28 protein-coding genes, 1 other RNA gene and 1 riboswitch are annotated in these 25540 nt (G+C 35.9%); of the genes, 26 read left to right on the top strand and 3 right to left on the bottom strand.

Translation table 11 applies throughout. The features are described 5' to 3' along the window. Positions 1 to 101: 101 nt before the first annotated feature. From tpiA to LN051_RS08750, 12 genes are all read left to right on the top strand, one after another. Entirely contained in the window at positions 102 to 863 is a 762-nt protein-coding gene (gene tpiA / locus LN051_RS08805) for a triose-phosphate isomerase (protein WP_229292168.1), read from the top strand. Between the two features lie 2 nt (positions 864 to 865). Next, positions 866 to 2386, top strand: a complete 1521-nt coding sequence (gene gpmI / locus LN051_RS08800) for a 2,3-bisphosphoglycerate-independent phosphoglycerate mutase (protein WP_229292167.1) — start codon at positions 866 to 868, stop codon at positions 2384 to 2386. Positions 2387 to 2528: 142 nt separating this feature from the next. Continuing rightward, positions 2529 to 3833 carry a surface-displayed alpha-enolase gene (gene eno / locus LN051_RS08795; RefSeq protein ID WP_229292166.1) on the top strand — a complete coding sequence of 435 codons (1305 nt, stop codon included), beginning with the start codon at positions 2529 to 2531 and terminating at the stop codon, positions 3831 to 3833. A 175-nt stretch (positions 3834 to 4008) separates the two neighbouring features. Then, positions 4009 to 4476, top strand: coding sequence for a hypothetical protein (locus LN051_RS08790; protein WP_229292165.1), 468 nt, complete (start codon positions 4009 to 4011; stop codon positions 4474 to 4476). 69 nt (positions 4477 to 4545) lie between these two features. Continuing rightward, positions 4546 to 4779: a preprotein translocase subunit SecG gene (secG, locus tag LN051_RS08785; RefSeq protein WP_037566707.1), complete on the top strand. Its 234-nt coding sequence runs from the start codon at positions 4546 to 4548 to the stop codon at positions 4777 to 4779. 152 nt (positions 4780 to 4931) lie between these two features. After that, entirely contained in the window at positions 4932 to 5672 is a 741-nt protein-coding gene (locus tag LN051_RS08780) for an alpha/beta hydrolase (protein ID WP_229292164.1), read from the top strand. Positions 5673 to 5711: 39 nt separating this feature from the next. Further along, entirely contained in the window at positions 5712 to 8066 is a 2355-nt protein-coding gene (rnr, locus tag LN051_RS08775; RefSeq protein ID WP_229292163.1) for a ribonuclease R, read from the top strand. A 16-nt stretch (positions 8067 to 8082) separates the two neighbouring features. Continuing rightward, positions 8083 to 8547, top strand: coding sequence for an SsrA-binding protein SmpB (gene smpB / locus LN051_RS08770; protein WP_229292162.1), 465 nt, complete (start codon positions 8083 to 8085; stop codon positions 8545 to 8547). A 73-nt stretch (positions 8548 to 8620) separates the two neighbouring features. After that, positions 8621 to 8979, top strand: a transfer-messenger RNA (tmRNA) gene (gene ssrA, locus LN051_RS08765). A 234-nt stretch (positions 8980 to 9213) separates the two neighbouring features. After that, positions 9214 to 9558: a DUF4260 domain-containing protein gene (locus LN051_RS08760; protein ID WP_229292161.1), complete on the top strand. Its 345-nt coding sequence runs from the start codon at positions 9214 to 9216 to the stop codon at positions 9556 to 9558. 333 nt (positions 9559 to 9891) lie between these two features. After that, the gene (locus tag LN051_RS08755; protein ID WP_229292160.1) at positions 9892 to 10809 is read left to right on the top strand and encodes an alpha/beta hydrolase; all 918 of its coding nucleotides are present in this window, start codon (positions 9892 to 9894) and stop codon (positions 10807 to 10809) included. Between the two features lie 149 nt (positions 10810 to 10958). Beyond that, the gene (locus tag LN051_RS08750) at positions 10959 to 11702 is read left to right on the top strand and encodes an HAD-IIB family hydrolase (RefSeq protein ID WP_229292159.1); all 744 of its coding nucleotides are present in this window, start codon (positions 10959 to 10961) and stop codon (positions 11700 to 11702) included. A 245-nt stretch (positions 11703 to 11947) separates the two neighbouring features. Here LN051_RS08750 and LN051_RS08745 read toward each other — a convergent pair whose 3' ends face one another. After that, complete coding sequence (locus LN051_RS08745; protein ID WP_229292158.1) at positions 11948 to 12463, bottom strand: GNAT family N-acetyltransferase; 516 nt, start codon at positions 12461 to 12463, stop codon at positions 11948 to 11950. A 353-nt stretch (positions 12464 to 12816) separates the two neighbouring features. On the opposite strand from LN051_RS08745, the gene aroD reads away from it, so the two are divergent. Together aroD and LN051_RS08735 are read left to right on the top strand one after the other, a co-directional pair. Beyond that, positions 12817 to 13527, top strand: coding sequence for a type I 3-dehydroquinate dehydratase (gene aroD / locus LN051_RS08740; RefSeq protein WP_229292157.1), 711 nt, complete (start codon positions 12817 to 12819; stop codon positions 13525 to 13527). 67 nt (positions 13528 to 13594) lie between these two features. Next, positions 13595 to 14140 (top strand): nitroreductase family protein, encoded by a 546-nt coding sequence (locus tag LN051_RS08735; RefSeq protein WP_229292156.1) that lies wholly within the window; start codon positions 13595 to 13597, stop codon positions 14138 to 14140. Between the two features lie 51 nt (positions 14141 to 14191). Here LN051_RS08735 and LN051_RS08730 read toward each other — a convergent pair whose 3' ends face one another. Next, the gene (locus LN051_RS08730) at positions 14192 to 14512 is read right to left on the bottom strand and encodes a thioredoxin family protein (RefSeq protein ID WP_229292155.1); all 321 of its coding nucleotides are present in this window, start codon (positions 14510 to 14512) and stop codon (positions 14192 to 14194) included. A gap of 167 nt (positions 14513 to 14679) precedes the next feature. Here LN051_RS08730 and LN051_RS08725 point away from each other — a divergent pair, with 167 nt between their 5' ends. The 8 genes from LN051_RS08725 (at position 14680) to LN051_RS08690 (ending at position 19550) form a co-directional block, all read left to right on the top strand. Beyond that, the gene (locus LN051_RS08725) at positions 14680 to 15033 is read left to right on the top strand and encodes an arsenate reductase family protein (RefSeq protein WP_229292154.1); all 354 of its coding nucleotides are present in this window, start codon (positions 14680 to 14682) and stop codon (positions 15031 to 15033) included. A 69-nt stretch (positions 15034 to 15102) separates the two neighbouring features. Beyond that, positions 15103 to 15483 (top strand): glycine cleavage system protein GcvH, encoded by a 381-nt coding sequence (gcvH, locus tag LN051_RS08720; RefSeq protein WP_229292153.1) that lies wholly within the window; start codon positions 15103 to 15105, stop codon positions 15481 to 15483. An 82-nt stretch (positions 15484 to 15565) separates the two neighbouring features. Beyond that, positions 15566 to 15961 carry a toprim domain-containing protein gene (locus tag LN051_RS08715; protein WP_229292152.1) on the top strand — a complete coding sequence of 132 codons (396 nt, stop codon included), beginning with the start codon at positions 15566 to 15568 and terminating at the stop codon, positions 15959 to 15961. Then, on the top strand, positions 15927 to 16241 hold the full coding sequence (locus LN051_RS08710) for a thioredoxin family protein (RefSeq protein ID WP_229292151.1): 315 nt from the start codon (positions 15927 to 15929) through the stop codon (positions 16239 to 16241). The genes LN051_RS08715 and LN051_RS08710 overlap by 35 nt, the downstream gene beginning before the upstream one ends. A gap of 40 nt (positions 16242 to 16281) precedes the next feature. Beyond that, positions 16282 to 16390, top strand: a riboswitch (SAM riboswitch). Between the two features lie 99 nt (positions 16391 to 16489). Continuing rightward, positions 16490 to 17518, top strand: a complete 1029-nt coding sequence (locus tag LN051_RS08705; RefSeq protein WP_229292150.1) for a methionine ABC transporter ATP-binding protein — start codon at positions 16490 to 16492, stop codon at positions 17516 to 17518. Next, complete coding sequence (locus LN051_RS08700; protein WP_229292149.1) at positions 17511 to 18206, top strand: methionine ABC transporter permease; 696 nt, start codon at positions 17511 to 17513, stop codon at positions 18204 to 18206. Before LN051_RS08705 ends, LN051_RS08700 begins: the two co-directional genes overlap by 8 nt. 24 nt (positions 18207 to 18230) lie before the next feature. Further along, positions 18231 to 19058 (top strand): MetQ/NlpA family ABC transporter substrate-binding protein, encoded by an 828-nt coding sequence (locus LN051_RS08695; protein WP_229292148.1) that lies wholly within the window; start codon positions 18231 to 18233, stop codon positions 19056 to 19058. Between the two features lie 171 nt (positions 19059 to 19229). Next, positions 19230 to 19550: an antibiotic biosynthesis monooxygenase family protein gene (locus tag LN051_RS08690; RefSeq protein WP_229292147.1), complete on the top strand. Its 321-nt coding sequence runs from the start codon at positions 19230 to 19232 to the stop codon at positions 19548 to 19550. Between the two features lie 902 nt (positions 19551 to 20452). Here LN051_RS08690 and popT read toward each other — a convergent pair. Then, the gene (gene popT, locus LN051_RS08685) at positions 20453 to 21304 is read right to left on the bottom strand and encodes a polyprenyl-phosphate transporter PopT (protein WP_229292146.1); all 852 of its coding nucleotides are present in this window, start codon (positions 21302 to 21304) and stop codon (positions 20453 to 20455) included. 312 nt (positions 21305 to 21616) lie between these two features. On the opposite strand from popT, the gene sufC reads away from it, so the two are divergent. The 4 genes from sufC to sufU all read left to right on the top strand — a co-directional run bounded on the left by sufC (position 21617) and on the right by sufU (position 25499). Beyond that, positions 21617 to 22387: a Fe-S cluster assembly ATPase SufC gene (gene sufC, locus LN051_RS08680; RefSeq protein ID WP_229292145.1), complete on the top strand. Its 771-nt coding sequence runs from the start codon at positions 21617 to 21619 to the stop codon at positions 22385 to 22387. A 21-nt stretch (positions 22388 to 22408) separates the two neighbouring features. Then, complete coding sequence (gene sufD / locus LN051_RS08675; protein ID WP_229292144.1) at positions 22409 to 23716, top strand: Fe-S cluster assembly protein SufD; 1308 nt, start codon at positions 22409 to 22411, stop codon at positions 23714 to 23716. Positions 23717 to 23812: 96 nt separating this feature from the next. Beyond that, positions 23813 to 25063, top strand: a complete 1251-nt coding sequence (locus LN051_RS08670; protein ID WP_229292143.1) for a cysteine desulfurase — start codon at positions 23813 to 23815, stop codon at positions 25061 to 25063. Beyond that, entirely contained in the window at positions 25053 to 25499 is a 447-nt protein-coding gene (gene sufU, locus LN051_RS08665) for a Fe-S cluster assembly sulfur transfer protein SufU (protein WP_229292142.1), read from the top strand. Before LN051_RS08670 ends, sufU begins: the two co-directional genes overlap by 11 nt. Positions 25500 to 25540 lie beyond the last annotated feature (41 nt).

Genomic DNA, 25540 nt, shown 5'->3' with positions numbered 1-25540 from the left:
TTCACAATGTGAGTTGAAAATGCTTTTAAGCATTATTTCGTTCTGTTTAAATCTTAAAGATATTCGCCCTAGCTTCTTAACATTTATTAGGAGGGTTTTAATTGAGAAAACCAATTATTGCAGGTAACTGGAAAATGAACAAAACTGTTGCAGAAGCGAAAGATTTCGTCAATGCATTGCCGGCGTTACCAGATACAAATGAAGTGGAATCTGTTATTTGTGCACCAACAATCCAATTAGACGCGTTAATTTCATTAACAAAAGCAGGTGTAGCACCTGGATTAAAGATTGGCGCACAAAATACATTCTATGAAGAAAGCGGTGCGTACACTGGAGAAACATCACCGGTTGCATTACAAGACTTAGGTGTGAGCTATGTTGTGATTGGTCATTCTGAACGTCGTGATATTTTCCACGAAACAGATGAAGACATTAACAAAAAAGCACATGCCGTTTTCAAACATGGTATGACACCTATCATTTGTGTAGGCGAGAGCGATGAAGAACGTGAAAATGGTAAAGCAAATGAAGTTGTTGAGCGTCAAGTTGAAAAAGCGCTTGAAGGTCTTTCGGACGACCAAGTGAAACAAACAGTAATTGCATATGAGCCAATTTGGGCTATCGGTACTGGTAAATCTTCAACAGCTAAAGATGCGAATGAAATGTGTGCAGCTGTGCGCCAAAAAATTGCGAAACTTACAAGTGATGCAGTGGCAGAAGCGGTACGCATTCAATATGGTGGTAGCGTGAAACCGAACAATATTAAAGAATATATGTCAGAATCAGACATTGACGGTGCATTAGTCGGTGGTGCTTCACTTAAAGTAGATGATTATGTTCAATTGTTAGAAGGTGCAAAATAATTATGGCAAAAAAACCAACAGCACTTATTATTTTAGATGGCTTGGCAAATAGAGAAGAAGTCCATGGTAACGCTGTTAAACAAGCGTACAAACCCAATTTTGACCGCTATTATGAAAAATTTCCTACAACTCAAATTGAGGCGAGCGGCTTAGATGTTGGACTTCCGGAAGGACAAATGGGTAACTCTGAAGTCGGACATATGAATATTGGTGCTGGACGTATTGTGTATCAAAGCTTAACACGTATTAACAAATCAATTGAAGACGGAGAATTTTATGACAACAAAGTATTGAATCGTGCGATTGACCATGCGCTTGAACGTCAATCTGCGTTACACGTATTTGGTTTGTTATCAGATGGCGGCGTACACAGCCATTATGAACATTTATTTGCTATTCTACGTTTAGCGAAAAATAAAGGTTTGGCTAAAGTTTATGTACATGCATTTTTAGATGGACGTGACGTCGATCAAAAATCAGCATTAACTTATATAGAAGAAACCGAAAAACAATTTAAAGCCATTGGGGTAGGACAATTTGCTTCTGTTGCTGGGCGTTACTATGCCATGGACCGTGATAAACGTTGGGAGCGTGAACATAAAGCTTATGATGCTATTCGCGGCTTTGAATCAGCGCCGAGATATGCGAATGCCCGTGAAGGTGTAGAAGCCAATTATGCTGAAGATCTTACAGATGAGTTCGTTGTGCCATTTGTCGTTGAAGATCAAAATAATGGTGTTAATGACGGAGATGCTGTTATTTTCTATAATTTCCGTCCAGACCGCGCAGCACAACTTTCTGAAATCTTTACAGATAAAGCGTTTGAAGGGTTTAAAGTGGAACGCGTTAACGATTTATTCTACGCAACATTTACAAAATACAATGACAATGTAGACGCTGAAATTGTATTTGAAAAAGTGGATTTAAAAAATACAATCGGTGAAGTGGCTCAAGACAACAATTTAATACAATTGCGTATTGCTGAAACTGAAAAATATCCTCATGTGACTTACTTTATGAATGGTGGTCAAAATGAAGAATTTAAAGGTGAACGTCGACGTTTAATTGATTCACCAAAAGTTGCGACGTATGACCTCAAACCAGAAATGAGTGCATATGAAGTTAGAGATGTGCTACTCGAAGAACTCGCTAAAGGTGATTTAGACTTAATCATTCTTAATTTCGCTAATCCAGATATGGTGGGGCATAGTGGTATGCTTGAACCAACAATTAAAGCCATTGAAGCTGTAGATGAATGTTTAGGTGCAGTGGTCGATAAAATTCTAGAAATGGATGGTTGTGCAATTATTACAGCTGACCATGGTAATTCTGACGAAGTATTAACTGATGAAGACCAACCTATGACGACACATACGACAAACCCGGTTCCAGTTATTGTAACTAAAGAAGGTATCGAATTAAAAGAAACAGGGCGTTTAGGTGATCTTGCATCTACACTACTCGATTTATTGAATTTGAAACAACCTGCTGAAATGACAGGTGAAAGTCTCATCAAACATTAAAATAGTTGAGTCCATTTTAAAACAAGTTATAATGAAGATGAATGATGTAGACAGTAATGAATAGAGGTGGGACATAACGAAGAACTGCTCTTGTCCCAATCCCTTAGTTTAAATACAATCATGAAAAAGGAGATTTATTATTATGCCAATTATTACGGATGTTTATGCTCGCGAAGTACTTGATTCACGTGGGAATCCAACAGTAGAAGTCGAAGTTTTAACAGAAAGTGGTGCATTTGGTCGCGCCCTTGTACCATCAGGTGCTTCAACGGGTGAACATGAAGCAGTAGAATTACGTGATGGTGATACAGAGCGCTACCTTGGTAAAGGTGTTGAAAAAGCAGTTGAAAATGTTAACGAAATTATCGCACCAGAAATCATTGAAGGTGAATTTTCAGCATTAGAACAAGTTTCAATCGATAAAATGATGATTCAACTTGATGGCACATCAAATAAAGGTAAGTTAGGTGCTAACGCGATTTTAGGTGTTTCTATTGCCGTTGCGCGTGCAGCAGCTGACTTCTTAGGACAACCTTTATACAAATATTTAGGTGGATTCAATTCTACAGTAGTACCAACACCAATGATGAACATCGTTAACGGTGGCTCGCACTCAGATGCACCAATCGCATTCCAAGAGTTCATGATTTTACCTGTTGGTGCAGACAGCTTTAAAGAAGCATTACGCTGGGGTGCGGAAGTATTCCACGCATTGGCTAAAATCTTAAAATCTCGTGAATTAGTAACTGCAGTTGGGGACGAAGGTGGTTTTGCCCCTAAATTTGAAGGTACTGAAGATGGTGTTGAGACAATCATCGAAGCGATCAAAAAAGCAGGTTATGAGCCAGGTAAAGATATTTTCTTAGGTTTTGACTGTGCTTCCTCTGAATTCTACGAAAACGGTGTGTACGACTACACGAAATTCGAAGGCGACAAAGGCGCGAAACGTACAGCTAAAGAACAAGTAGATTATTTAGAAGAACTCGTTAATAAATATCCTATCATCTCAATTGAAGATGGTATGGACGAGAACGACTGGGAAGGTTGGAAATTATTAACTGAGCGCATCGGTGACCGCGTACAACTTGTTGGCGATGATTTATTTGTTACAAATACTGAAATTCTTGCTAAAGGTATCGAAAACAACATCGGTAACTCTATCTTAATTAAAGTAAACCAAATCGGTACTTTAACAGAAACATTCGAAGCTATCGAAATGGCTCAAAAAGCAGGTTACACTGCAGTTGTATCACACCGTTCAGGTGAAACAGAAGATACTACAATTGCAGACATCGCTGTTGCAACAAATGCAGGACAAATTAAAACAGGTTCATTATCACGTACAGATCGTATTGCGAAATACAATCAATTATTACGTATTGAAGATGAATTGTACGAAACAGCGAAATATGAAGGGCTTAATGCTTTTTATAACTTAGATAAATAATGTATTAATCTTGCGCATAAGCCAGAGTGCATCACGCACTCTGGCTTATTTATGCTATTTAAGCATATGTAACATTAAATTGCATCGCTTTATTGACAAATAAAAGCCAATATTTCAATGTCTGTTTTGAACTGATATAATGAAGATAAGTGATTTTAAAAAGGAGCACCGATATATGAAGCAAAATCCGTCAAATGAGGCGCGTGCTAAACATACAGGACGATTAATAGGATATCTTTCATTTTTGTTCGCGGTATGTCTAGTAGTGCACCAAGTCATCATTGTGGATGGCCATGTCATTAGTTATATGTTAGAACACTCTAACAATCGTACTACAGAAAATGCGATTAATATGATTAATAATAGCTTGAGATATACAGGTATTTTGTACATTTTAGCTTATTCTGCTGGTGTAGTTGCTATAAAATATCAACACCCTTATTTATGGTGGTTTATGATTGCTGTTTTTATTTCGCAATTATTCAATGCATTATTAAACCCACCTATTATTTATATAGCGATTCTAAATGTTAAAGGTTTCTTTGCGTTAATTCCATATATCATCGTGATAATAGGCACATTGTTGTTAGTGATTTTCATGATTTGGGTAAGCATCAAACGCAAGTCAACGTTCAATCGTTAACGGCATGTTGTGAAATGGCCTTAAATATGATAGAATAACCTTCGTATATGATGAATGGAGGACAATCTGATGCACACATTTTTTGTTGTATTACTAATTATTGACTGTATCGCACTCATCACAGTTGTTTTATTACAAGAAGGTAAAAGTAATGGCTTATCAGGTGCCATCAGTGGTGGAGCCGAACAGTTATTTGGTAAACAAAAACAACGTGGTGTAGATTTATTTTTGCATAGATTGACAATTGTACTTTCAATTATTTTCTTTGTACTAATGTTAGGTATCAGTTACTTTAATTTATAAGTCTGACGGTAAACGTTAAAAATAGAGTTAACATTTTAGACCGTTTAGAAAATCAAAGTCCGACAGTTGATAAGTCGGGCTTTTTTATTTGTAGCGCTACCCATTAAACTATAAAATGAAGTTATATGTGACTTGAAAGGACGGAATGACATATGAAAATCCAATTACCAAAACCTTTCTTATTTGAAGAAGGGCCACGTGCAGTGTTGTTATTACATGGTTTTACTGGGAACAGTTCAGATGTAAGACAACTCGGTCGTTTTTTACAGAAAAAAGGTTATACCTCTTATGCACCTCACTATGAAGGGCATGCTGCACCTCCTGAGGAGATTTTGAAGTCGAGTCCGCACGTATGGTATAAAGATGCACTAGAGGGTTACGATTATTTAGTTGATCAAGGTTATGATGAAATTGCAGTAGCCGGTTTATCACTTGGTGGCGTTTTTGCTTTAAAACTAAGCTTAACTCGAGATGTTAAGGGTATTGTAACCATGTGTTCACCTATGTATATTAAGACAGAAGGGGCAATGTACGAAGGTGTTTTAGAATATGCAAGAAACTTTAAAAAATATGAAGGTAAAGATGAAGCAACGATTCAACGAGAAATGGAAGCATTTCAACCGACAAGCACTTTACACGAATTGCAAGATATGATCCAGGGTGGTCGTGCGATCGTTGAAGATGTGATTGAACCGTTACTTGTCATTCAATCTGAACAAGATGAAATGATTAACACAGATTCTGCTAATATCATTTATAATGATGCAGCGTCAGAACATAAACATTTATCATGGTACAAAAATTCTGGTCATATCATAACAATTGATAAAGAAAAAGAAGCAGTTTTTGAAGAAGTCTATCAGTTTTTAGAGACTTTAGATTGGTCAGAATAGTGACAAAGATAGAAAAATGAATAGAAAGGAGGACTTCATATGAATTTGAAATCGCAAATTAAAGCCATTGTGGAACGTTCTAATTATGAGTCTATGTCTGTATCGGACTTCCAAGATGAATTAGGTTTGAGCAGTGCGGAGAGCTTTCGTGACCTTATTAAAGTCCTTAATGAATTGGAACAAGAAGGTAAAGTGAAACGCACAAAACAGGACAGATACCAAAAACAAGGTCCTAAACCGGGTTTGATTAGAGGAACGTTAAGCCAAAACAAAAAAGGATTTGCTTTTTTAAGACCTGATGAAGAAGGTATGGAAGATATTTTTATACCTCCAACGAAAATTAATCGTGCGATGGATGGAGACACAGTTATCGTTGAAGTTCAAAAATCACGCGGCGATTTCCGTAAAGGGAAGGTTGAAGGAGAAGTTAAATCTATTGAAACGCATTCGGTAAAGCAAGTCGTAGGTACTTATACCGAAGCGCGTCATTTTGGTTTTGTAGTACCCGATGATAAACGCATTATGCAAGATATTTTTATACCTAAAGGCCAAGACTTAGGAGCAGTAGATGGCCATAAGGTACTCGTTCAAATTACAGCGTATTCAGATGGGTCTAATAATCCAGAAGGACACATTTCTGCTATTTTAGGACATAAAAATGATCCTGGTGTAGATATTTTATCGATTATTTATCAACACGGCATTGAAATAGAGTTTCCGGATGATGTTTTAAAAGAAGCGGAAGCTATTCCAGAATCAATTGAACCATCCGAAATTGAAGGGCGACGTGATTTACGTCAAGACCTAACGATTACGATTGATGGCGCAGATGCGAAAGATTTGGATGATGCAATTGCTGTTAAACAACTTTCAAATGGCAATATGCAATTAACAGTAAGTATTGCAGATGTCAGTTACTATGTTACTGAAGGGTCGGCTTTAGATCGTGAAGCATATGATCGTGCTACGAGTGTATATTTAGTAGACCGTGTAATTCCGATGATTCCTCATCGTTTAAGTAATGGCATTTGTTCATTGAATCCTAATGTAGATCGATTAACAATGAGTTGTCGTATGGAAATTAATCCACATGGTGAAGTGGTACAGCATGATATTTTTGATAGTGTTATTCATTCAGATGCCCGTATGACATATGCAGAAGTGAATGAAATTATTACAGATCACAACCCACAAACACGTGAAAAATATAAAGCAATCACACCTATGTTGGATTTAGCGCAACGTTTGTCCAAGCAATTGATTGAAATGCGTCGTCGTCGTGGAGAAATTGACTTTGACATTAAGGAAGCTAAAGTTTTAGTCAATGACGAGGGTATTCCACAAGAAGTAGTAGCGCGTGAACGAGGAGAAGGCGAGCGATTAATTGAATCATTTATGCTTGCAGCAAACGAAACGATAGCAGAACATTTCAGCATGAAAGAAGTACCATTTATTTATCGTGTACATGAACAACCGAAGTCTGATCGTTTGCGTCAATTTTTCGATTTTATTACTAACTTTGGTATTATGGTAAAAGGTACAGGCGAAGACATTCATCCGAGCACGCTCCAAAGTATTACGAAAGAAGTCGAAGGTCGACCAGAAGATATGGTTATTTCGACGATGATGTTGCGCTCAATGCAACAAGCACATTATGATGCAGATAATTTGGGGCATTTTGGTCTTGCAGCAGATCACTATACTCATTTTACGTCTCCGATACGTCGTTATCCTGATTTGATTGTGCATCGTTTGGTGCGTAAATATCTCATTGAAAAATCAATGGATGGTAAAGCACAACAAGAATGGCAGGAAAAATTGCCGCAAATGGCCGAACATACGTCGAATCGTGAACGTCGTGCAATCGATGCGGAACGTGATACAGATGACTTAAAAAAAGCAGAATATATGATACAACATCTTGGCGATGAATTTGAAGGTGTTGTGAGCTCGGTTGCGAACTTTGGTATGTTTGTTGAATTGCCCAATACCATTGAAGGTATGGTTTCGATGCAAAACATGACTGATGACTATTATCACTTCGATGAACGTCAAATGGCACTCGTTGGAGAACGAAAAGCATCGGTATACCGTATTGGCGATGTGATTAAAGTGAAAGTCATTCATGTTGATGTAGAAGAACGTCAAATTGATTTTCAAATCGTAGGTATGCCATTAGATGTCAATTCAAAACGTGAGAAAAAAGCGAGAGGTACAACCATTCAAGCTAAAACGAAAGGTAATGCGTTCAAAAAAGACAAAGACAAAAAGAAAAAACGAAAATCACGTAAAGGAAAAAATGCAAGAAAACGTGAAAAGTCAGGAAATACGCAATATAAACCTTTTTATAAAGATAAACGTGTTAAAAAGAAAGGCAAAAAGAAGAAAAAGTAAACTGAGGTGACATCCAATGCCAAAAAAATCAGGAAAAAGCACTTTAGCAGAAAATCGTAAAGCGCGACACGATTATAACATCGAAGATACGATAGAAGCTGGCATTGCGTTACAAGGTACTGAAATAAAATCGATTCGTCGAGGTAGCGCAAATTTAAAAGATAGCTATGGACAAGTCAAAGGTGGAGAAATTTTTCTTCATAATATGCATATTGCGACTTATGAAGAAGGTAATCGATTTAATCACGACCCTAGACGTGTACGCAAGCTCTTATTACACAAGAGAGAAATCTTAAAACTGGGAGAGCAAACACGTGAAGTCGGATACTCTATTGTGCCGTTGAAGCTTTATCTTAAGCATGGCAACTGTAAAGTATTGCTTGGCGTTGCACGTGGTAAGAAAAAATACGACAAACGTCAAGCTTTGAAAGAGAAAGCAGTAAAACGAGATATCGATCGTGCAATGAAACAGAATTATTAAATGATTGCTAAGAATGTTAAGATTCGTTATAATTAAATGTGCTTTCTAGCCAGAGAGTACATTTTCTCAATACGGGGGCGTTTATGGATTCGACAGGGGTCCCCAGAGCTCATGAAGCGTGTCGGAGGGTTGTCTCCGCAACAACACATCAGTTTATAATAACTGGCAAAACTAACAACAATTTAGCAGTAGCTGCCTAATCGCACTCTGCATCACCTAACAACATCGCCTATGTGTTGTTAACGTGATTCAACTTTAGTAGGATACGCTTGTCACTGCCGTTTGAAGTCTGACAAGAAGAGATGAATCAAGCTCGCATAAGGTTGGTTGTCTGTTTCTAAGCCTTATGTTAAATTTTCAAACAGACTACACACGTAGAAACATTTGTATCAGGACCTTTGGACGCGGGTTCAAATCCCGCCGCCTCCATAAAATAATAGCTAAAAACGTTAATATCACAATTTTATGATGTAGCAAGTGTCAAATATGTGTTTCGAAATAAATTTCGAACGCATGACCTTGCTCTTTTTTTATGAAAAAATTAAAGCATACAATGAATCGCCATATAGAGAGTATTGGTAAATAATTACTTAATATAAATTTTATAGTACAAATAAACCAAGGGTGTTAGTATTTAATTGAATGATGTAAATAAAGGGGGATTACATGAGTAATCTAATTAAACTTGAAAATGCGTGTGTTTTTATTACGGCGGTTAGTGTTTATTTTATCTTTGATTTTTCGTTATGGATATTTTTGCTGCTTCTATTAGTTCCTGATATAACTATGATAGGTTATGCTTTTAATAAAGAAATAGGTAGTAAAATATATAATCTGGGTCATACATATGTTTTACCTATTATCGTTACGTTATTCTATTTATTGAGTAAAGAAGAGCTATTATTACAAATATCGTTAATATGGTTAGCGCATATAAGTATGGATAGAACTATTGGATATGGTCTTAAATATGCGTTAAGTTTCGATAAAACTACAATTCAAAAAGTATAATTATTAAATATGGTAAGCGTCAAACCCATTGGGTTTGGCGTTTTTTGTTAAAAATCAAAAATTCAGTGGAGTTTTCCTTGTGTTATCAATTTAGATGAATTGAGTAACGATGATGAAGAACAAGTGAAGTATAGGTTATTTAAGATATTCACAAAGTAAATTTTATTTCGCGTATAAAAATCAAAAGCATAAAGACTATAAAGTTATGTATTTTTAACATATAATTGATAATAGTTATCAATTAGCTGCTGTTATAGCATCGATTAAAAACAATATTTTAACCTCAATAAAAATGTATTTGATAAAAACTAATAAAAAGAATAGGAGAATTACATGTCATTTTCATATAAATTAACATTAAGCATTTTATCCGTGATTAAACCTAAACGTTTTATGGCTAAAAGAGGAGCTGCATTTGATACAGCAATTTATAAGGCAGCAGAGAAACAAAAGACAGACTTTCCATTTGAACTTTTCAAGGCGCTAGAAGTGTCTAAAAAACCTCTTGAATATTGTGAGATGTATACGATTAAAAGAAAAAATAGTCGACCGAAAAAAGCGGTGATTTACTTTTTCGGAGGTGGTTTCTTTATGGCGCCACAAAAAGCAGATTTCAAAGCGATACAAACAATTATCAAAAATGTAGATGATGTCGAAGTTATTATGCCGATGTTACCATTATTGCCGCATCAATCATTTAGTCAAATTTGTCATTCAGCGCTAGAAAGTTATAAATTTGCGCTTGAGCGCTTTGATCCGCAATCAATACAAATTATGGGATTTTCTTCAGGAGCTTCTTTAATTTTTTATATGTTTTCCTATGCACAAAAATTGAAAGAAACCCTCCCTTACCCTAAAAATATCGTTGCTTGTTCTCCTGCAGAATCTGTGCCACCTACGAATAAGCAATTAGATGAGATGATGAAGCTAAAAGCAAAAGATTATATTATGGATCCTATATTAATGCAAGAATTACCAAGGCATATGCAAGATAGCCCGATTTCATTATGTACTTTGGCATTTGATTTGAAATCTTTCCCTTCTGCTTATATTAGTTTCGGAACAAACGAAATCTTTTATGCTTATTTACCAGCTTTCCAAAAAGTAGCTAAAGTACAGCATCTTGATTTTAATTTTCATATTCAGAAAGGCATGGCGCACTGTTGGCAATTATGGTACTGGACTGCTGAAGGGCAAATTGGAATGAAAAAGGTAATAGATACGATTAAATATCATTTTGAACAAAAATAAGCCGAGCATAAAGTACAATACGTATCATAATAAATCGATTGACAGGACGACGAAATCAATAGATTTCTGTCCTGCGGTCTTTTTCAAATGGTTAATTGATATGTTGAGATGTTATTGATAAATTATAAAGTATAAAAAGGGGGAGCGATATGAAGTTTGTATTTGATGTAGACGGTACGATATGTTTTAATGGTCAATTTATTGAGCCAGAATTAGTGAATGAAATCAAAAGAATAGAAAAGCAAAATGAGGTCATTTTTGCTTCTGCACGTCCAATACGAGACTTATTGCCAGTAGTTAGAAACTTTGAATATAACTTTTTGATTGGTGGGAATGGGTCTATTATTTCAAGAGAAGGAGAAATAGAAGTAATCAAAGCAATACCGGGTGTTGTGTATTCAAAAATAAAAGATTTAATAAGAAAGTATCATTTGAAGTATATTATAGATGGTGCATTTGATTATGCTTCTAATGTCAGTGAAAGTAGTAACATATATCAACAACTCGATCCAGATAATTTAGCTAATAAAGTTGAGATGGAAGCAATCGAAGAACCTATCAAAATTATTTTAATAGATATTCCAGAGGAGCTTTTTATTGAAATAAAGAGGCATATTGCTAAGTTGGGTTCCAATATATCCATTTTATATCATGATGGTGAACACAACATTGATATTACCGCCAAAGGTATTAATAAATTTTCAACTTTAAAGAAGATTATAGGTAACGAAGCTTACATAGCTTATGGAAATGATGTTAATGATTATGAATTGTTACAAAACGCGGCTCAGTCATTTTATGTAAGTGATAATGTAGAGAAGTTGTCATTTGACATAACAGAAGTGGTTAAAAGTAATTTTAAATCTCTTGTGATGTCGCTTAAAAAATTATAAAAGATTAGAAAGTCAAAATAAGGCATATTTCCTAAAATACATATCATGCATTTGGACACCTATTTGGTAATGTGCGTACTATCAATAGTAATGCTACAAATAAATAAGGGTGGATTCTGTATGTGTCATCATTCATTTAGTTTAAAAAGGTATTGTGATAGTGTCTTGTTTTAGTAGTATCAAAGGTTGGGGAAGGGCTATGTTTTACATCTTTTTATACATAATAGATAAGCGATTCGCGCATTTTAGATAGGATCATTATCCATATAATGAATGAGCCAATGCTCGTCTATGTATGTGTTTTCATATTTACGGGCATGTGATTCAAGACCTAAAAATTCAAAGCCAAGATGTCCGCAAAATACTTTAGCAGCGATGTTATTTGAGGCAACACCTAATATGAGCTGTTCTATGTTGTGTTGTTTTGCATATTGAATAAGGTATTTCATGAGCTGTCTGCCAACCGTTTTCCCTCTGTAATCAGGCTTGACAAATAATCCTTGAATGGTTGCTTTATGACTTTTAGAGGTATAAGGGAAGAAATTGAGTTGGACAAATCCGATGAGCATTTCATCTTCAAATGCGCCAAAAAATATTTGATGATGGTGGTAATCTGGGTGAAGCAGCTGGGCTATATCTTGCTCTGTATAATCAGTGCGTTCATTGATTTCATGTACAAAAGCAGAAGGGTGAAGGCGAAAAGCTTCACAAGTCAATTGGTAAAATGCTTTTGCATGACGATCGTTTAAAACTTTTATCATTAGCATTCTCCTATCATAAAGTTATGTTTATTATATTAATCATATAAAAAATTAAACATTATTGCAACTATAATTTAGAATATTCTGATAAATTAAGTTTGATTAAATAACGCCTAAAATAATAAAGGAAATAAATGATTGCATGTAATGTATAAATCGCTTCAAAAGGGTGTGCACTTTTAAGGTGCATGTTGTAAGCACATTTGCGCGTATAAAATGATTTTAATACTAAGTGTATCATTGAATAAGTGTTGGATTACTTTTAGACAATTTTTTCAGATACATACTTTTAAATTGTTTTAAGATAAGCTAACATTAACCACAATCTATCCTAAAATAAGAAGGTGTATCATATGAAAACACAAATTGTAGCAAGTTTTATGCCAACTACAATTCATTTATCAACTGATGATTTAACTTTAATTGAAGAAAAACAACAATACTTTGATATTTTAGAATTAAGAATCGATGCGATTCCAGATGTTTCGTTAAATAAGGTTAGACAAATGTTGGAACAGTTACATCAAAAGGGATTACACAAAGCGGTGCTTGTTACTTTTAGAACGACAGCACAAGGGGGCAAAGGTGCTATTCTAGAGGGTGTGTATGAAGGATTGATGAAAGATATCGCTGAATTGGAGCAGGTGGATTATGTGGATATCGAATGGGCGCCCTCTTATCATCGTGAAAGTTTAGTTGCACAAATTCAGTCTACAGGCACTGATGTTGTCGTATCTTATCATAATTTTCATGAAACCCCTCAGTTAGAGGTGCTAAAAAAAACATATTACCATATGTCGAAATGGAAAGGCACACACTTGAAAATTGCGGTAATGCCTCACACGAGACAAGATGTTTTAACGCTCTTGCACGCAGTGACAGATGCGAGTTCGGCGTTGCCACATTGGATAACAGGTATTTCGATGTCTCAACTAGGCATAATATCAAGAACTGCACAACAAACGTTTGGCGGGGCGCTAACTTACGGGGCAATAACTGAAAGCGTGGCACCAGGACAACTCGATGTAAAAACACTCAAAAGCGCAATGGCTTTGTATCAGTAATTTGAAAAGTTGTACATCGTCAGATATAATTGATAATGATTATCAACATTAAAAGGGGAAGATGACGATGGAACTTCAACACGCTATTAAATATCGAAGAAGTATTAAGAAGTTTAATAGAGATATGCATATTAATGAAGATGCGGTGAGAGAAGCAGTGGTAGAAGCAGCTAATGCGCCGAATCATGGTATGCGTGAGCCATGGCGCGTGGTCTACGTTCCAAAACATAAGTTGGGTGAAATGAGCAAAGAAGTCACACGTTATGCTTTTCCACGGGAACCAGAAAAAAAACAAAGTCATTATGACGCAGTGACCAATTTAGGGGGCTTTATTGCGCTGATTATGAAATGTGATGCACGCCAACGTGAAGAAAATGAAAATTATTTAGCGGTTGGAGCATATGCACAAAATTTATTACTTCTTTTATATGAAAAAGGTATTGGCACGTGTTGGAAAACACCTACGTATATTTTTCATCCAAAAGTGAGAAATGTTTTTGGTGTACTCCCAGATGAAAGGCTCATTGGTTTTATTTATTTAACAGATCTCGAGAGCGAAAAAGAGACAGAGGCCAAACGTAAAAATAAAGGCGTTTATACTGAATATATTTAAAAGTAAAAAAGACACGTAGATTAAATCATGATCTACGTGTCTTTTTAAGCTTTATCCTAAACTTTCAGCTAAAAATGATTCAACTTGTTCTGGAGATTTTGCATGTGCGGAATGCAGGTGGTGCAATTTCTCGCCATTTTTGAAAATAAGAATACTTGGGATGCCCATTACGTCATTTTCAATGGCTGCTTCTTCAACTTCATCACGGTTCACGACATACCAATCATATTGATTGTATTTTTGGACGATTGGGTCGACCCACATGTCCATCGCTTTACAATCGGGACACCAACTTGCTTCAAATTTTACAATCGCAATGTTGTCACCATTAATGATTTCTTTGAATCTATCCATGTTTTGAATTTTTTGCATAAGTATTTCCTCCGTTGTTCTTTTTCTTATTACAAAGTATAACGAATTTCTTATAATACGTCATATTTCATGATTTAATCAATATTAAAAATGAGCATCAACTTAAAATTAGTCTAATCTAACAAATTTTGGTATATTTGTTATAAGTCAAGCAAGGAGGTTAGAGCATGATTAAGTTTTATCAGTATCCTAATTGTACTACATGTAAAAAAGCTGCAAAATTTTTATCTGAGCATGGCGTGAGCTATGAACCAATTGATATCGTACAATTGACGCCGACAAAAGAGGAATTTAGAGAGATTGTTCAACAGTCTGGTATTGAAATTAAGAAATTATTCAATACGCATGGCGCAAAATATCGGGAATTAAAACTTAAAGATAAATTAAGTGAATTATCTGATGACGAAAAATTAGAACTTTTAGCCTCAGATGGAATGTTAGTAAAACGACCTTTAGCAATCTTAGGTGATAAAGTAACGGTCGGTTTTAATGAGCAAGTTTATCGCGATACTTGGTTATAATAAAATAGTTGATAGATAATTTGCATTGTGTCATGATTATCTTGTAAACAAATATAGGAGGGGATTCAAGTGGCAGTGCCAAGTGAATTAAAGTATTCAAAAGAACATGAATGGGTAAAAGTTGAAGGCAACATCGCAACTGTCGGTATTACAGATTTTGCACAAAACGAATTAGGAGATATCGTATTCGTTGAACTTCCAGAAGTCGATGATGAAGTAGCTGAAGGTGAAACTTTCGGTAGCGTTGAATCTGTTAAAACAGTTTCAGAATTATATTCACCAGTATCTGGCAAAATCGTAGAAATTAACGAAAACCTTGAAGATGAGCCAGAAGCTGTAAATGAATCACCATACGAAAAAGCATGGATGGTTAAAGTGGAAATAACTGACGAAAGTGAACTTGATGCGTTAATGGATGCACAAGGCTATCAAGAAATGATCGGCGAATAATAATGACGAAACTCCTAGATACTCATTGGATTATCTCGGAGTTTTTTTACACTGAATAATATCTTTTTAGAAGGTGAAGACCATGACGATGATTAACAAGATAATTGTTGTAGAAGGCAAATCTGATAAAAAAAGAGTTAACGAGGTGTTACTAGAGCCTGTCGAAATCGTTTGTACTCACGGGACGATGGGGATTGAAAAATTGGATAACATGATTGAATCATTATATGGCAAGCAAGTCTATATTCTTGTTGATGCTGATGCGGAAGGACGAAAGATTCGAAAATGGTTTCATAAGTATTTGAGTGAAAGTATTGATATCTTTGTCGATTCAACTTATAGTGAAGTGGCACGTTGCCCACGAGATTACCTCTCAAATGTATTAGGACGTCATGGGTTTAATGTTAAAAACGACTTTTATGTAAAAGGAAAGTATTCGTATCATGAATGTTTCGAAGCAATTGAACAATACATTTAAAAATAAAGATAATGAGATTCATTTAATTTTTGGTTACACACCGATGTGTGGAACATGTAAAATATCCGAGCGCATGCTAGATATTGCTAACGAAGTGGCTCAGTTACCATTAGAAAAACGAAATTTAAATTTCTATCCTGAATTTAGCCAACAATTTGAAATACAGTCTGTACCGATATTATTGATTATGAAAAACAATCAAGAACTAGAACGCATCTATGCTTTTCAATCTGTGACGTATTTGTTAGAGAAGTTAAAAAAATCTGTTGACGAAAATTGAGGGAAATGGTAAGATTTGAACAACTTAATATTCAGATAAGCTCTTATCCAGAGTGGTGGAGGGATGTGCCCTATGAAGCCCGGCAACCGTCTATGTATAGAAATGGTGCCAATTCACATAAAGTAACGATTTACTTTTGGAGATGAGAGAAATGCATCGGTATCTTTGCTTTCTCTTATTTACATAATAGGAGAAAGCTTTTTTTATTCTGATTTTTGTCATAGGACAACATATAGGGGGGAATCATATTGATCGAGCTTAAAAATATTGTTAAACGGTACGAGAGCAAATCCCAAACTGTGACAGCTGTAGATGATATCGATTTAAATATTGATAAAGGGACCATTTTTGGTATTATCGGCTTTTCTGGTGCGGGAAAAAGTACATTAATACGATTGTTTAATTATTTAGAAACGCCAACTTCTGGTGAGGTCATCATTGGTGGTGAAAATATAGGACAACTAAGTAAACGTGCACTTCGTCACAAAAGGCAAAAAGTGAGCATGATTTTTCAACATTTTAACTTATTATGGTCACGTACAGTTTTAGACAATGTGTTATTTCCGTTAGAAATTGCAGGTGTTCCAAAGAAGGAGGCAAAAACGAAAGCACTAGAACTTATAGAACGTGTCGGGTTAAAAGGGCGAGAAAAAGCATACCCTTCCGAATTGTCTGGTGGACAAAAACAGCGTGTAGGTATCGCGCGTGCATTAACGAATGACCCAGAAGTATTGCTTTGTGATGAGGCAACTAGTGCACTTGATCCACAAACAACAGATGAAATTTTAGATTTATTGCTACAACTCAAAAAAGAACAAAATTTAACGATTATTATTATTACGCATGAAATGCATGTGATTCGTCGTATTTGTGATGAAGTAGCGGTGATGGAAAGAGGGCGGATTATTGAACAAGCTGAAATAACAGAATTTTTCGAGAATCCAAAACATTCTGTCTCTAGAAGATTTGTTCAAGAAGATTTAAAGCCAAGTGCAGAATACGAGGATATTTCTGAGTTAGTAGAAATTAATGCTTCTGATAAATTAGTCAAACTTAATTTTTCAGGAGAGGCTACAACACAACCAATCGTTTCGTACATCACACGAACACATCATGTGGCAGTGAACATTTTGGAGGCGAATATTAAACATTCCAAAAAAGGGATTATAGGCTTTATTTTGTTACACCTTCAAAATGTTTCAGAGCATGAATTTGAACAATTAACACTAGAGTTAGCAGAAAAGAAAATTGAAGTTGAGGTGATAAGCCATGGGTAAAAGTTTTAGCGAAATATTGAGTGAAATGATAACGATGCCTCATATACGATGGGATGAGGTGTGGATAGCCACATACGAAACACTCTATATGACGGTGATTTCTACCATTTTTGCGTTTGTTTTTGGGCTTATCATTGGCGTGATTTTATTTTTGACATCTAAAAGTAAATCCAAAGTAGGGCGCATCTTTTACAGCATCGTTTCATTTTTTGTTAACTTATTCCGAGCGATTCCATTTATCATATTGATTTTATTGCTCATTCCTTTTACAAGTTTAGTACTTGGCACGATTAGTGGACCAACGGGCGCGTTACCAGCGTTAATTATTGGCGCTTCGCCATTTTACGGACGACTTGTTGAGATTGCATTAAAAGAGATTGATAAAGGTGTCATCGAAGCTGCTTGGTCTATGGGGGCAAACACTTGGACAGTTATTCGAAAGGTGCTCATTCCAGAGTCCCTTCCAGCGCTCGTTTCAGGTATTACTGTAACAGCTATTGCACTCGTAGGGTCAACGGCGATTGCAGGTGTAATTGGCGCAGGTGGATTAGGGAATTTAGCTTATTTAACTGGTTTTACGCGAAATCAAAATGATGTCATTTTAATTTCGACAATTTTAATTTTAGTTATCGTCTTCGTTATTCAATTTTTGGGAGATTGGACAACGAATAAAATAGATAAACGATAAATTTATTTTAAGGAGAATGGTCAAATGAAAAGAATTTTATCAATTGCATTAATTTTAGTACTTACGGTTGTTTTAGCTGCTTGTGGAAATAACGATTCGAAAAGTGGTAGCAAAGATGACAAAAAAATTGTCGTAGGCGCATCACCGGCGCCTCATGCTGAAATTTTAGAAAAGGCGCAACCATTATTGAAAAAAGAAGGTTATGATTTAGAAATTAAAACAATTAACGATTATACGACACCTAATAAATTATTAGATGCTGGAGAATTGGATGCAAACTTTTTCCAACATACACCTTATTTAGATACTGAAAAGAAAGACAAAGGCTATAAAATTGAGTCAGCAGGCAATGTACATTTAGAACCTATGGCAGTGTACTCACAAAAGCATAAAAGTTTAAAAGATTTACCTAAAGGCGCTGAAATTTTCGTTTCAAATAACCCAGCAGAACAAGGACGTTTCTTGAAGTTTTTCGTTGACGAAGGTTTAATTAAAATTAAAAAAGGCGTTAAAATTCAAGACGCGACGTTTGACGATATTGAAGAAAACAAAAAGGATTTAAAATTCAACAACAAGCAATCTGCAGAATTTTTACCTAAAACGTACCAAAATAATGAAGGCGACGCTGTAATAATTAACTCTAACTTCGCAATTGAACAAAAGTTGAATCCACAAAAAGATTCGATTGCTGTTGAAAAATCAGATGACAACCCATATGCAAACTTGATTGCAGTTCAAGAGGGGCATAAAGATGACGATAAGATTAAAGTTTTAATGAAAGTATTACAATCTGAAGACATTAAAAAGTTCATCGAAGATAAATACGATGGTGCTGTTACGCCAGCTAAATAAGAGGATACTATCTAAACATTAGTGTGCGAGTACTACTTTTGGAATGTTTGAATTTAAAAAAAGCATGTGCCCATATATACGTATTATCTAACTGTTGAAAAGCGAATGATATGCGAACGCATCTAAAATTTGGTATATTACCCTTCAGTGAAATTTTAGGAGGAATGAAATATGTTTGTTGCTCAAGTTACGTTTTCAACAAAAGATTTAGAGTCAAGATCGATTTTAGATAACAAAGCGAAACATGCTAAAAAGGATTTTGAAGGTTACGAAGGTCTTATAGCTGTTGAAGTTTGGAAAAATGAAACTAAAGACAAATTAGAGTATGCAATTGTTTCTAAATGGCACGATAAAAAAGACTTTCAAGCATGGGTTTCTAGGCCGGAACATGTTGAAGAACATAAAAACAAAAATCAAACATCTAAAGTACAAGAGGAAGCAAAATATAGCGCAATAGATAAACAAATTAAAAAGTATGAATGTGTAGAATAAATAGAATGCTCTGCCAAGTGTGTGTATGCTCATAAATGGCCACACGAAGGGGGAAGTTGTTTCCTATTTACGCGCAAAATACCAAAAAGAAGTGGGATAGAAATCAAATCGATTTCTATCCCACTTCTATAATGAGAAAATAGCTGTTAAAAAGCACAGTAGCTGTCTGGATTGAACTGCGCTTGCCAGCTTATTCAATCCTAGTCAGCCTTGTCGGGGTGGGACGACGAAATCAAATAGATTTCTGTCCCACATCTATAATGAGAAAATAGCTATTAAAAAGCACAGTAGCTGTCTGGATTGAACTGCGCTAGTCAGCTTATTCAACCCTAGTCAGCTTTGTCGGGGTGGGACAACGAAATCAAATAGATTTCTGTCCCACTATTATAATGAGAAAATAGCTGTTAAAAAGCACAGTAGCTGTCTGGATTGAACTGCGCTAGTCAGCTTATTCAACCCTAGTCAGCCTTGTCGGGGTAGGACAACGAAATCAAATAGATTTCTGTCCCACATCTATAATGAGAAAATAGCTGTTAAAAAGCACAGTAGCTGTCTGGATTGAACTGCGCTAGTCAGCTTATTCAACCCTAGTCAGCCTTGTCGGGGTAGGACAACGAAATCAAATAGATTTCTGTCCCACATCTATAATGAGAAAATAGCTGTTAAAAAGCACAGTAGCTGTCTGGATTGAACTGCGCTAGTCAGCTTATTCAACCCTAGTCAGCCTTGTCGGGGTAGGACAACGAAATCAAATAGATTTCTGTCCCACATCTATAATGAGAAAATAGCTGTTAAAAAGCACAGTAGCTGTCTGGATTGAACTGCGCTAGTCAGCTTATTCAACCCTAGTCAGCCTTGTCGGGGTGGGACAACGAAATCAAATAGATTTTTGTCCCACTCCCCTAATATTCGTTTGTGTATTGTCCTAATACGTAACTGATAACAAAGCCGATGATTAATGTGAATACAGAAATGACCCATGTCATGCCAGAAGTTGGCAATCCAGGGAAAACTGAAAAGAGTGAGCCTATGACAAGACCAAGAATAGCGGCGTATGTCAAATACGTATAGTGTGTGAGTAAAAATTTAATCAATTTACTAGCAAGTAAAAAGCCTACTACGACACCAGAACCCACTAATAAAATGACAGGCAAGGCTTGGAAGTTAAAACGTACAATTTCTGATATAGCGTATGTGACAGTGCTGTAAACACCTAAAAGTAACAATACAAATGATCCAGAAATTCCAGGAAGTAACATTGCGCTTGAGGCTAGAATACCAGCGATAAAATACTTGATTAACATAGGCGCTGATAAATCAATATGTGACGGTGCTGCGTGAGAAGTTTCACCCTTAAAGAAAGCCATCGCTGCTAATAATAATATAAAAAGCAAAACAATAATCCAATGCGTGGCTTTAAACGTGCGATGATAATGTGAAATTCTTAATAGAAATGGGATAACGCCAATGATTAAGCCAGTAAAGAAAAACATCGTTGGAATTTGATGATGTGCTAATAAATAATTGATTAAACTACTGAGCATACCAATTGCAAGACCCATTCCGATAACGATAGGAAGTAAAAACATAATGCTACGCTTAAAGTTTTTCGAAAAAACGCCACTTACAGATGCAATAAAATCATCATAAATGCCAAGAAGCAATGCAATCGTGCCTCCACTTACACCGGGAATCAAGTCGCTCACACCCATCGCAAATCCACGGGGAAGGTTAGTTAATTTAAATTGCGACATAGTTGAATAACGTTCCTTTCTAAATTTGATAACTGTATAGTTATTGAAATGTCATATTACAACAATAAGCCATTTTAAGCAATAAAATATAAACGGTGATTGAGAACATCCCGTTATATTTTATCAATAACTTTTCTAATTTTAATAAAAAAATGAATCGTAAATAAATGCTATTTTCCAACCCGTAATGGTTTTAAATCCCCGCTATTTTCGTTATAATGGGCTCTTAGAAAGATTAGAAATCCTTTTGACGTTACATTAAAATTATTATAAACTAGTATATGGAATCTAACATTTTTGGAGGGAATAGTAATGCCATCAACATTAGAAATTAAAGACTTACATGTGTCTATAGACGATAAAGAGATTTTAAAAGGTGTTAACTTAACAATTAATACAGGAGAAATCCACGCCATTATGGGACCGAATGGTACGGGTAAATCCACACTTTCTTCAGCAATTATGGGTCATCCTTCATATGAAGTGACACAAGGTGAAGTGCTATTAGATGGTGAAAATATTTTAGAAATGGAAGTAGATGAGCGTGCTAAAGCAGGATTGTTTTTAGCGATGCAATACCCGTCTGAAATTACAGGTGTAACAAATGCTGATTTTATGCGTTCAGCCATCAACTCACAACGTGAAGAAGGTCAAGAAATTAACTTAATGCAGTTCATTAAAAAACTCGACAAACAAATGGACTTTTTAGATATGGATAAAGATATGGCACAGCGCTATTTAAATGAAGGTTTCTCTGGAGGAGAGAAAAAACGTAACGAAATCTTACAATTAATGATGTTACAACCTAAATTTGCAATTTTAGATGAAATTGACTCAGGTCTTGATATTGACGCATTAAAAGTTGTTTCAAAAGGCATCAATGAAATGCGCGGAGACGAATTTGGTTCATTAATTATTACGCACTATCAACGTTTATTAAATTATATTACACCAGATCACGTACACGTCATGTATAACGGTATCGTCGTTAAATCCGGTGGTGCAGAATTAGCGAAGCGCCTTGAAGAAGAAGGTTACGAGTGGGTTAAAGAAGAATACGATTCAGTAATGGCGAATCAATAATCATCATAGGGGGAAATAGGTATGACGACTGAAACATTAAACATTTCTGAAGCTCAACTTGTTGATTATTCACAAGCACACCGTGAACCTTCTTGGATGACAAACCTAAGAAAAGATGCACTAAAACAATCAGAGTCTTTAGAAATGCCAAAACCAGACAAAACTAAAATAGATAAATGGGATTTTGATACGTTCAAACAACATGAAACAACAGGTGCAACGTTTGAAACACTACAAGATCTTCCGAAAGAAATCGATCGCATTATCAATGTTGAATCGAGTGAAAATTTAATTATTCAACACAACAATACTTTGGCATATACAAAAGTCAATGAACAAGCAAAGCAAGATGGCGTAATTATTGAACATATTAGCGAAGCGCTCCAAAATCATAGCGAGCTCGTTCAAAAATACTATATGACAGATGCTGTTACAATAGATGAACATCGTCTTACAGCATTAAATGCAGCGTTAATGAATGGAGGCGTGTTTGTATACGTTCCTCGTAATGTAGTAGTAGAGCATCCTATACAATATGTTGTATTACATGATGATGAAAATGCGAGCTTTTTCAATCATGTTGTCTTAGTTACTGAAGAAAGTGCAGAAGTGACGTATGTTGAAAATTATCTTTCAACAGTTTCAGGTGAAGGCGCTCAACTGAATATCATTTCTGAAGTTATTGCAGGTGCTAATTCTAAAATTGCCTATGGTTCTGTAGACTTTTTAGATAAAGGTTTCACAGGTCATGTTATTCGCCGTGGAACAACAGCTGCAGATGCTACGATTAACTGGTCATTAGGTTTAATGAACGAAGGTAATCAAATTATTGATAATACAACAAACTTAATCGGTGACCGTTCTACTTCTGATTTGAAATCAGTTGTTGTAGGTCGTGGTGAACAAACAATCAATTTAACATCTCGTATTGTACAATACGGTAAAGAAACAGATGGTCACATTCTGAAACATGGTGTAATGAAGGAAAAGGCTTCATCTATTTTTAATGGTATTGGTTACATTAAACATGGAGGATCAGGTTCATCAGCTAATCAAGAGTCACGCGTTTTAATGTTATCTGAACATGCACGTGGAGATGCTAACCCAATTCTACTTATCGATGAAGATGACGTAGAAGCAGGTCACGCAGCTTCAGTTGGACGTGTAGATCCTGAACAACTTTACTACTTAATGAGTCGTGGTATTTCTCAGCAAGAAGCCGAGCGATTAGTTATTCATGGATTCTTAGATCCAGTTGTGCGTGAACTTCCAATTGAAGATGTACAACGTCAATTGCGAGAAGTGATTGAATTAAAAGTTGGCCACTAAGTGACCACACTATCTTGAAATGAATAAAAAGGTGTCATTTTAAAACGACGTGACGCACTTTGATAAATAGAGCTGTAACTTTTTGAAGAAAGGTCTGTGATAGAAGTGACCGAAACACAATTTGATGTTGAAACAATTATAAAAGACTTTCCTATATTGAATGAAACTGTGAATGGAAAGCGACTTGCATATTTAGATTCAACAGCGACGAGTCAAAAGCCTCAACAAGTCATCACTGCAATAGAAGATTACTACAAACGCTACAATTCAAATGTACATCGTGGTGTGCATACACTAGGTTCTCTTGCGACGGATGGTTATGAAGGTGCACGTGAAGCGGTACGTCGATTTATTCACGCACCTTACTTTGAAGAAATTATTTTCACGCGTGGAACGACTGCGGCGATTAACCTCATCGCACACAGTTATGGTGATGTACATGTTGAAGCTGGAGACGAAATTGTTGTGACGCAAATGGAACATCATGCCAATATTGTGCCATGGCAACAATTAGCTAAGCGTAAAAATGCAACATTAAAATTTATTCCAATGACGGATTCAGGAGAATTAACACTTGATGCAGTAAAAGCAACAATTACAGACAAGACGAAAATTGTAGCAGTTGCACATGTATCTAATGTTTTAGGGACCGTCAATGATGTTAAATCTATTGCTAAAATTGCGCATGAGCACGGGGCAATCATCTCAGTTGATGGCGCGCAGTCTGTGCCTCATATGAAAGTAGATGTACAAGATTTAGATGTTGATTTTTATAGCTTTAGTGGTCATAAAATGCTCGGTCCTACTGGTATTGGCGTGTTATATGGACGACGTGAACTGCTCAATCAAATGGAACCTATTGAATTTGGTGGAGATATGATTGACTTTGTCGGTTTACACGAAAGTACATGGACAGACTTACCTACAAAATTTGAAGCAGGCACGCCACTGATAGCGCAAGCGATTGGTTTGAAAGCAGCTATTGACTATTTAGAGGCGATTGGATTTGATGCCATTCATGCCCACGAAGCTGAAATTACAACGTACGCTTATGACAAAATGTCAGAAATCGAAGGTATTGATATATACGGCCCAGATAAAGATAAACGTGCAGGTATCATCACATTCAATTTAAAAGATGTCCATCCACATGATGTTGCGACAGCATTGGATACAGAAGGTGTTGCGGTACGCGCTGGTCATCACTGTGCTCAACCTTTAATGAAATGGTTGAATGTTTCGTCAACAGCACGTGCAAGTTTCTATATCTACAACACAAAAGAAGATGTAGACCAACTTATAGAAGGGTTGAAACAAACGAAGGAGTTTTTCTCTTATGAATTTTAATAATCTTGATCAATTATATCGTTCAGTGATTATGGATCATTACAAAAACCCGCGCAACAAAGGTGTAATTGAAGATGGCACAATGACTGTTGATATGAACAATCCAACATGTGGGGACAGAATACGTCTTACATTTGACATTGTTGATGGCATTATTAAAGATGCTAAATTTGAGGGCGAAGGTTGCTCAATTTCAATGTCAAGTGCATCAATGATGACAGAAGCAATCAAAGGCCATAGCCTTAAAGAAGCAATGGAAATGAGCCAAGAATTTACAAAAATGATGCTTGGCGAAGACTACGAAATTACTGAAGAAATGGGAGATATTGAGGCACTTCAAGGTGTATCTCAATTTCCCGCACGTATCAAGTGTGCAACGTTAGCATGGAAAGCACTTGAAAAAGGCACAGTAGAAAAAGAAGGCAAAACAGAATAGCGATGTAACTGTGAACAGTAGTAATAGATCGTATCAATAAA

Source organism: Staphylococcus ratti, from assembly GCF_020883535.1.
Lineage (GTDB): Bacteria > Bacillota > Bacilli > Staphylococcales > Staphylococcaceae > Staphylococcus > Staphylococcus ratti.
Note: the sequence above shows the minus strand (reverse complement) of the source record. Positions and strands in the feature narration are given on the sequence as shown.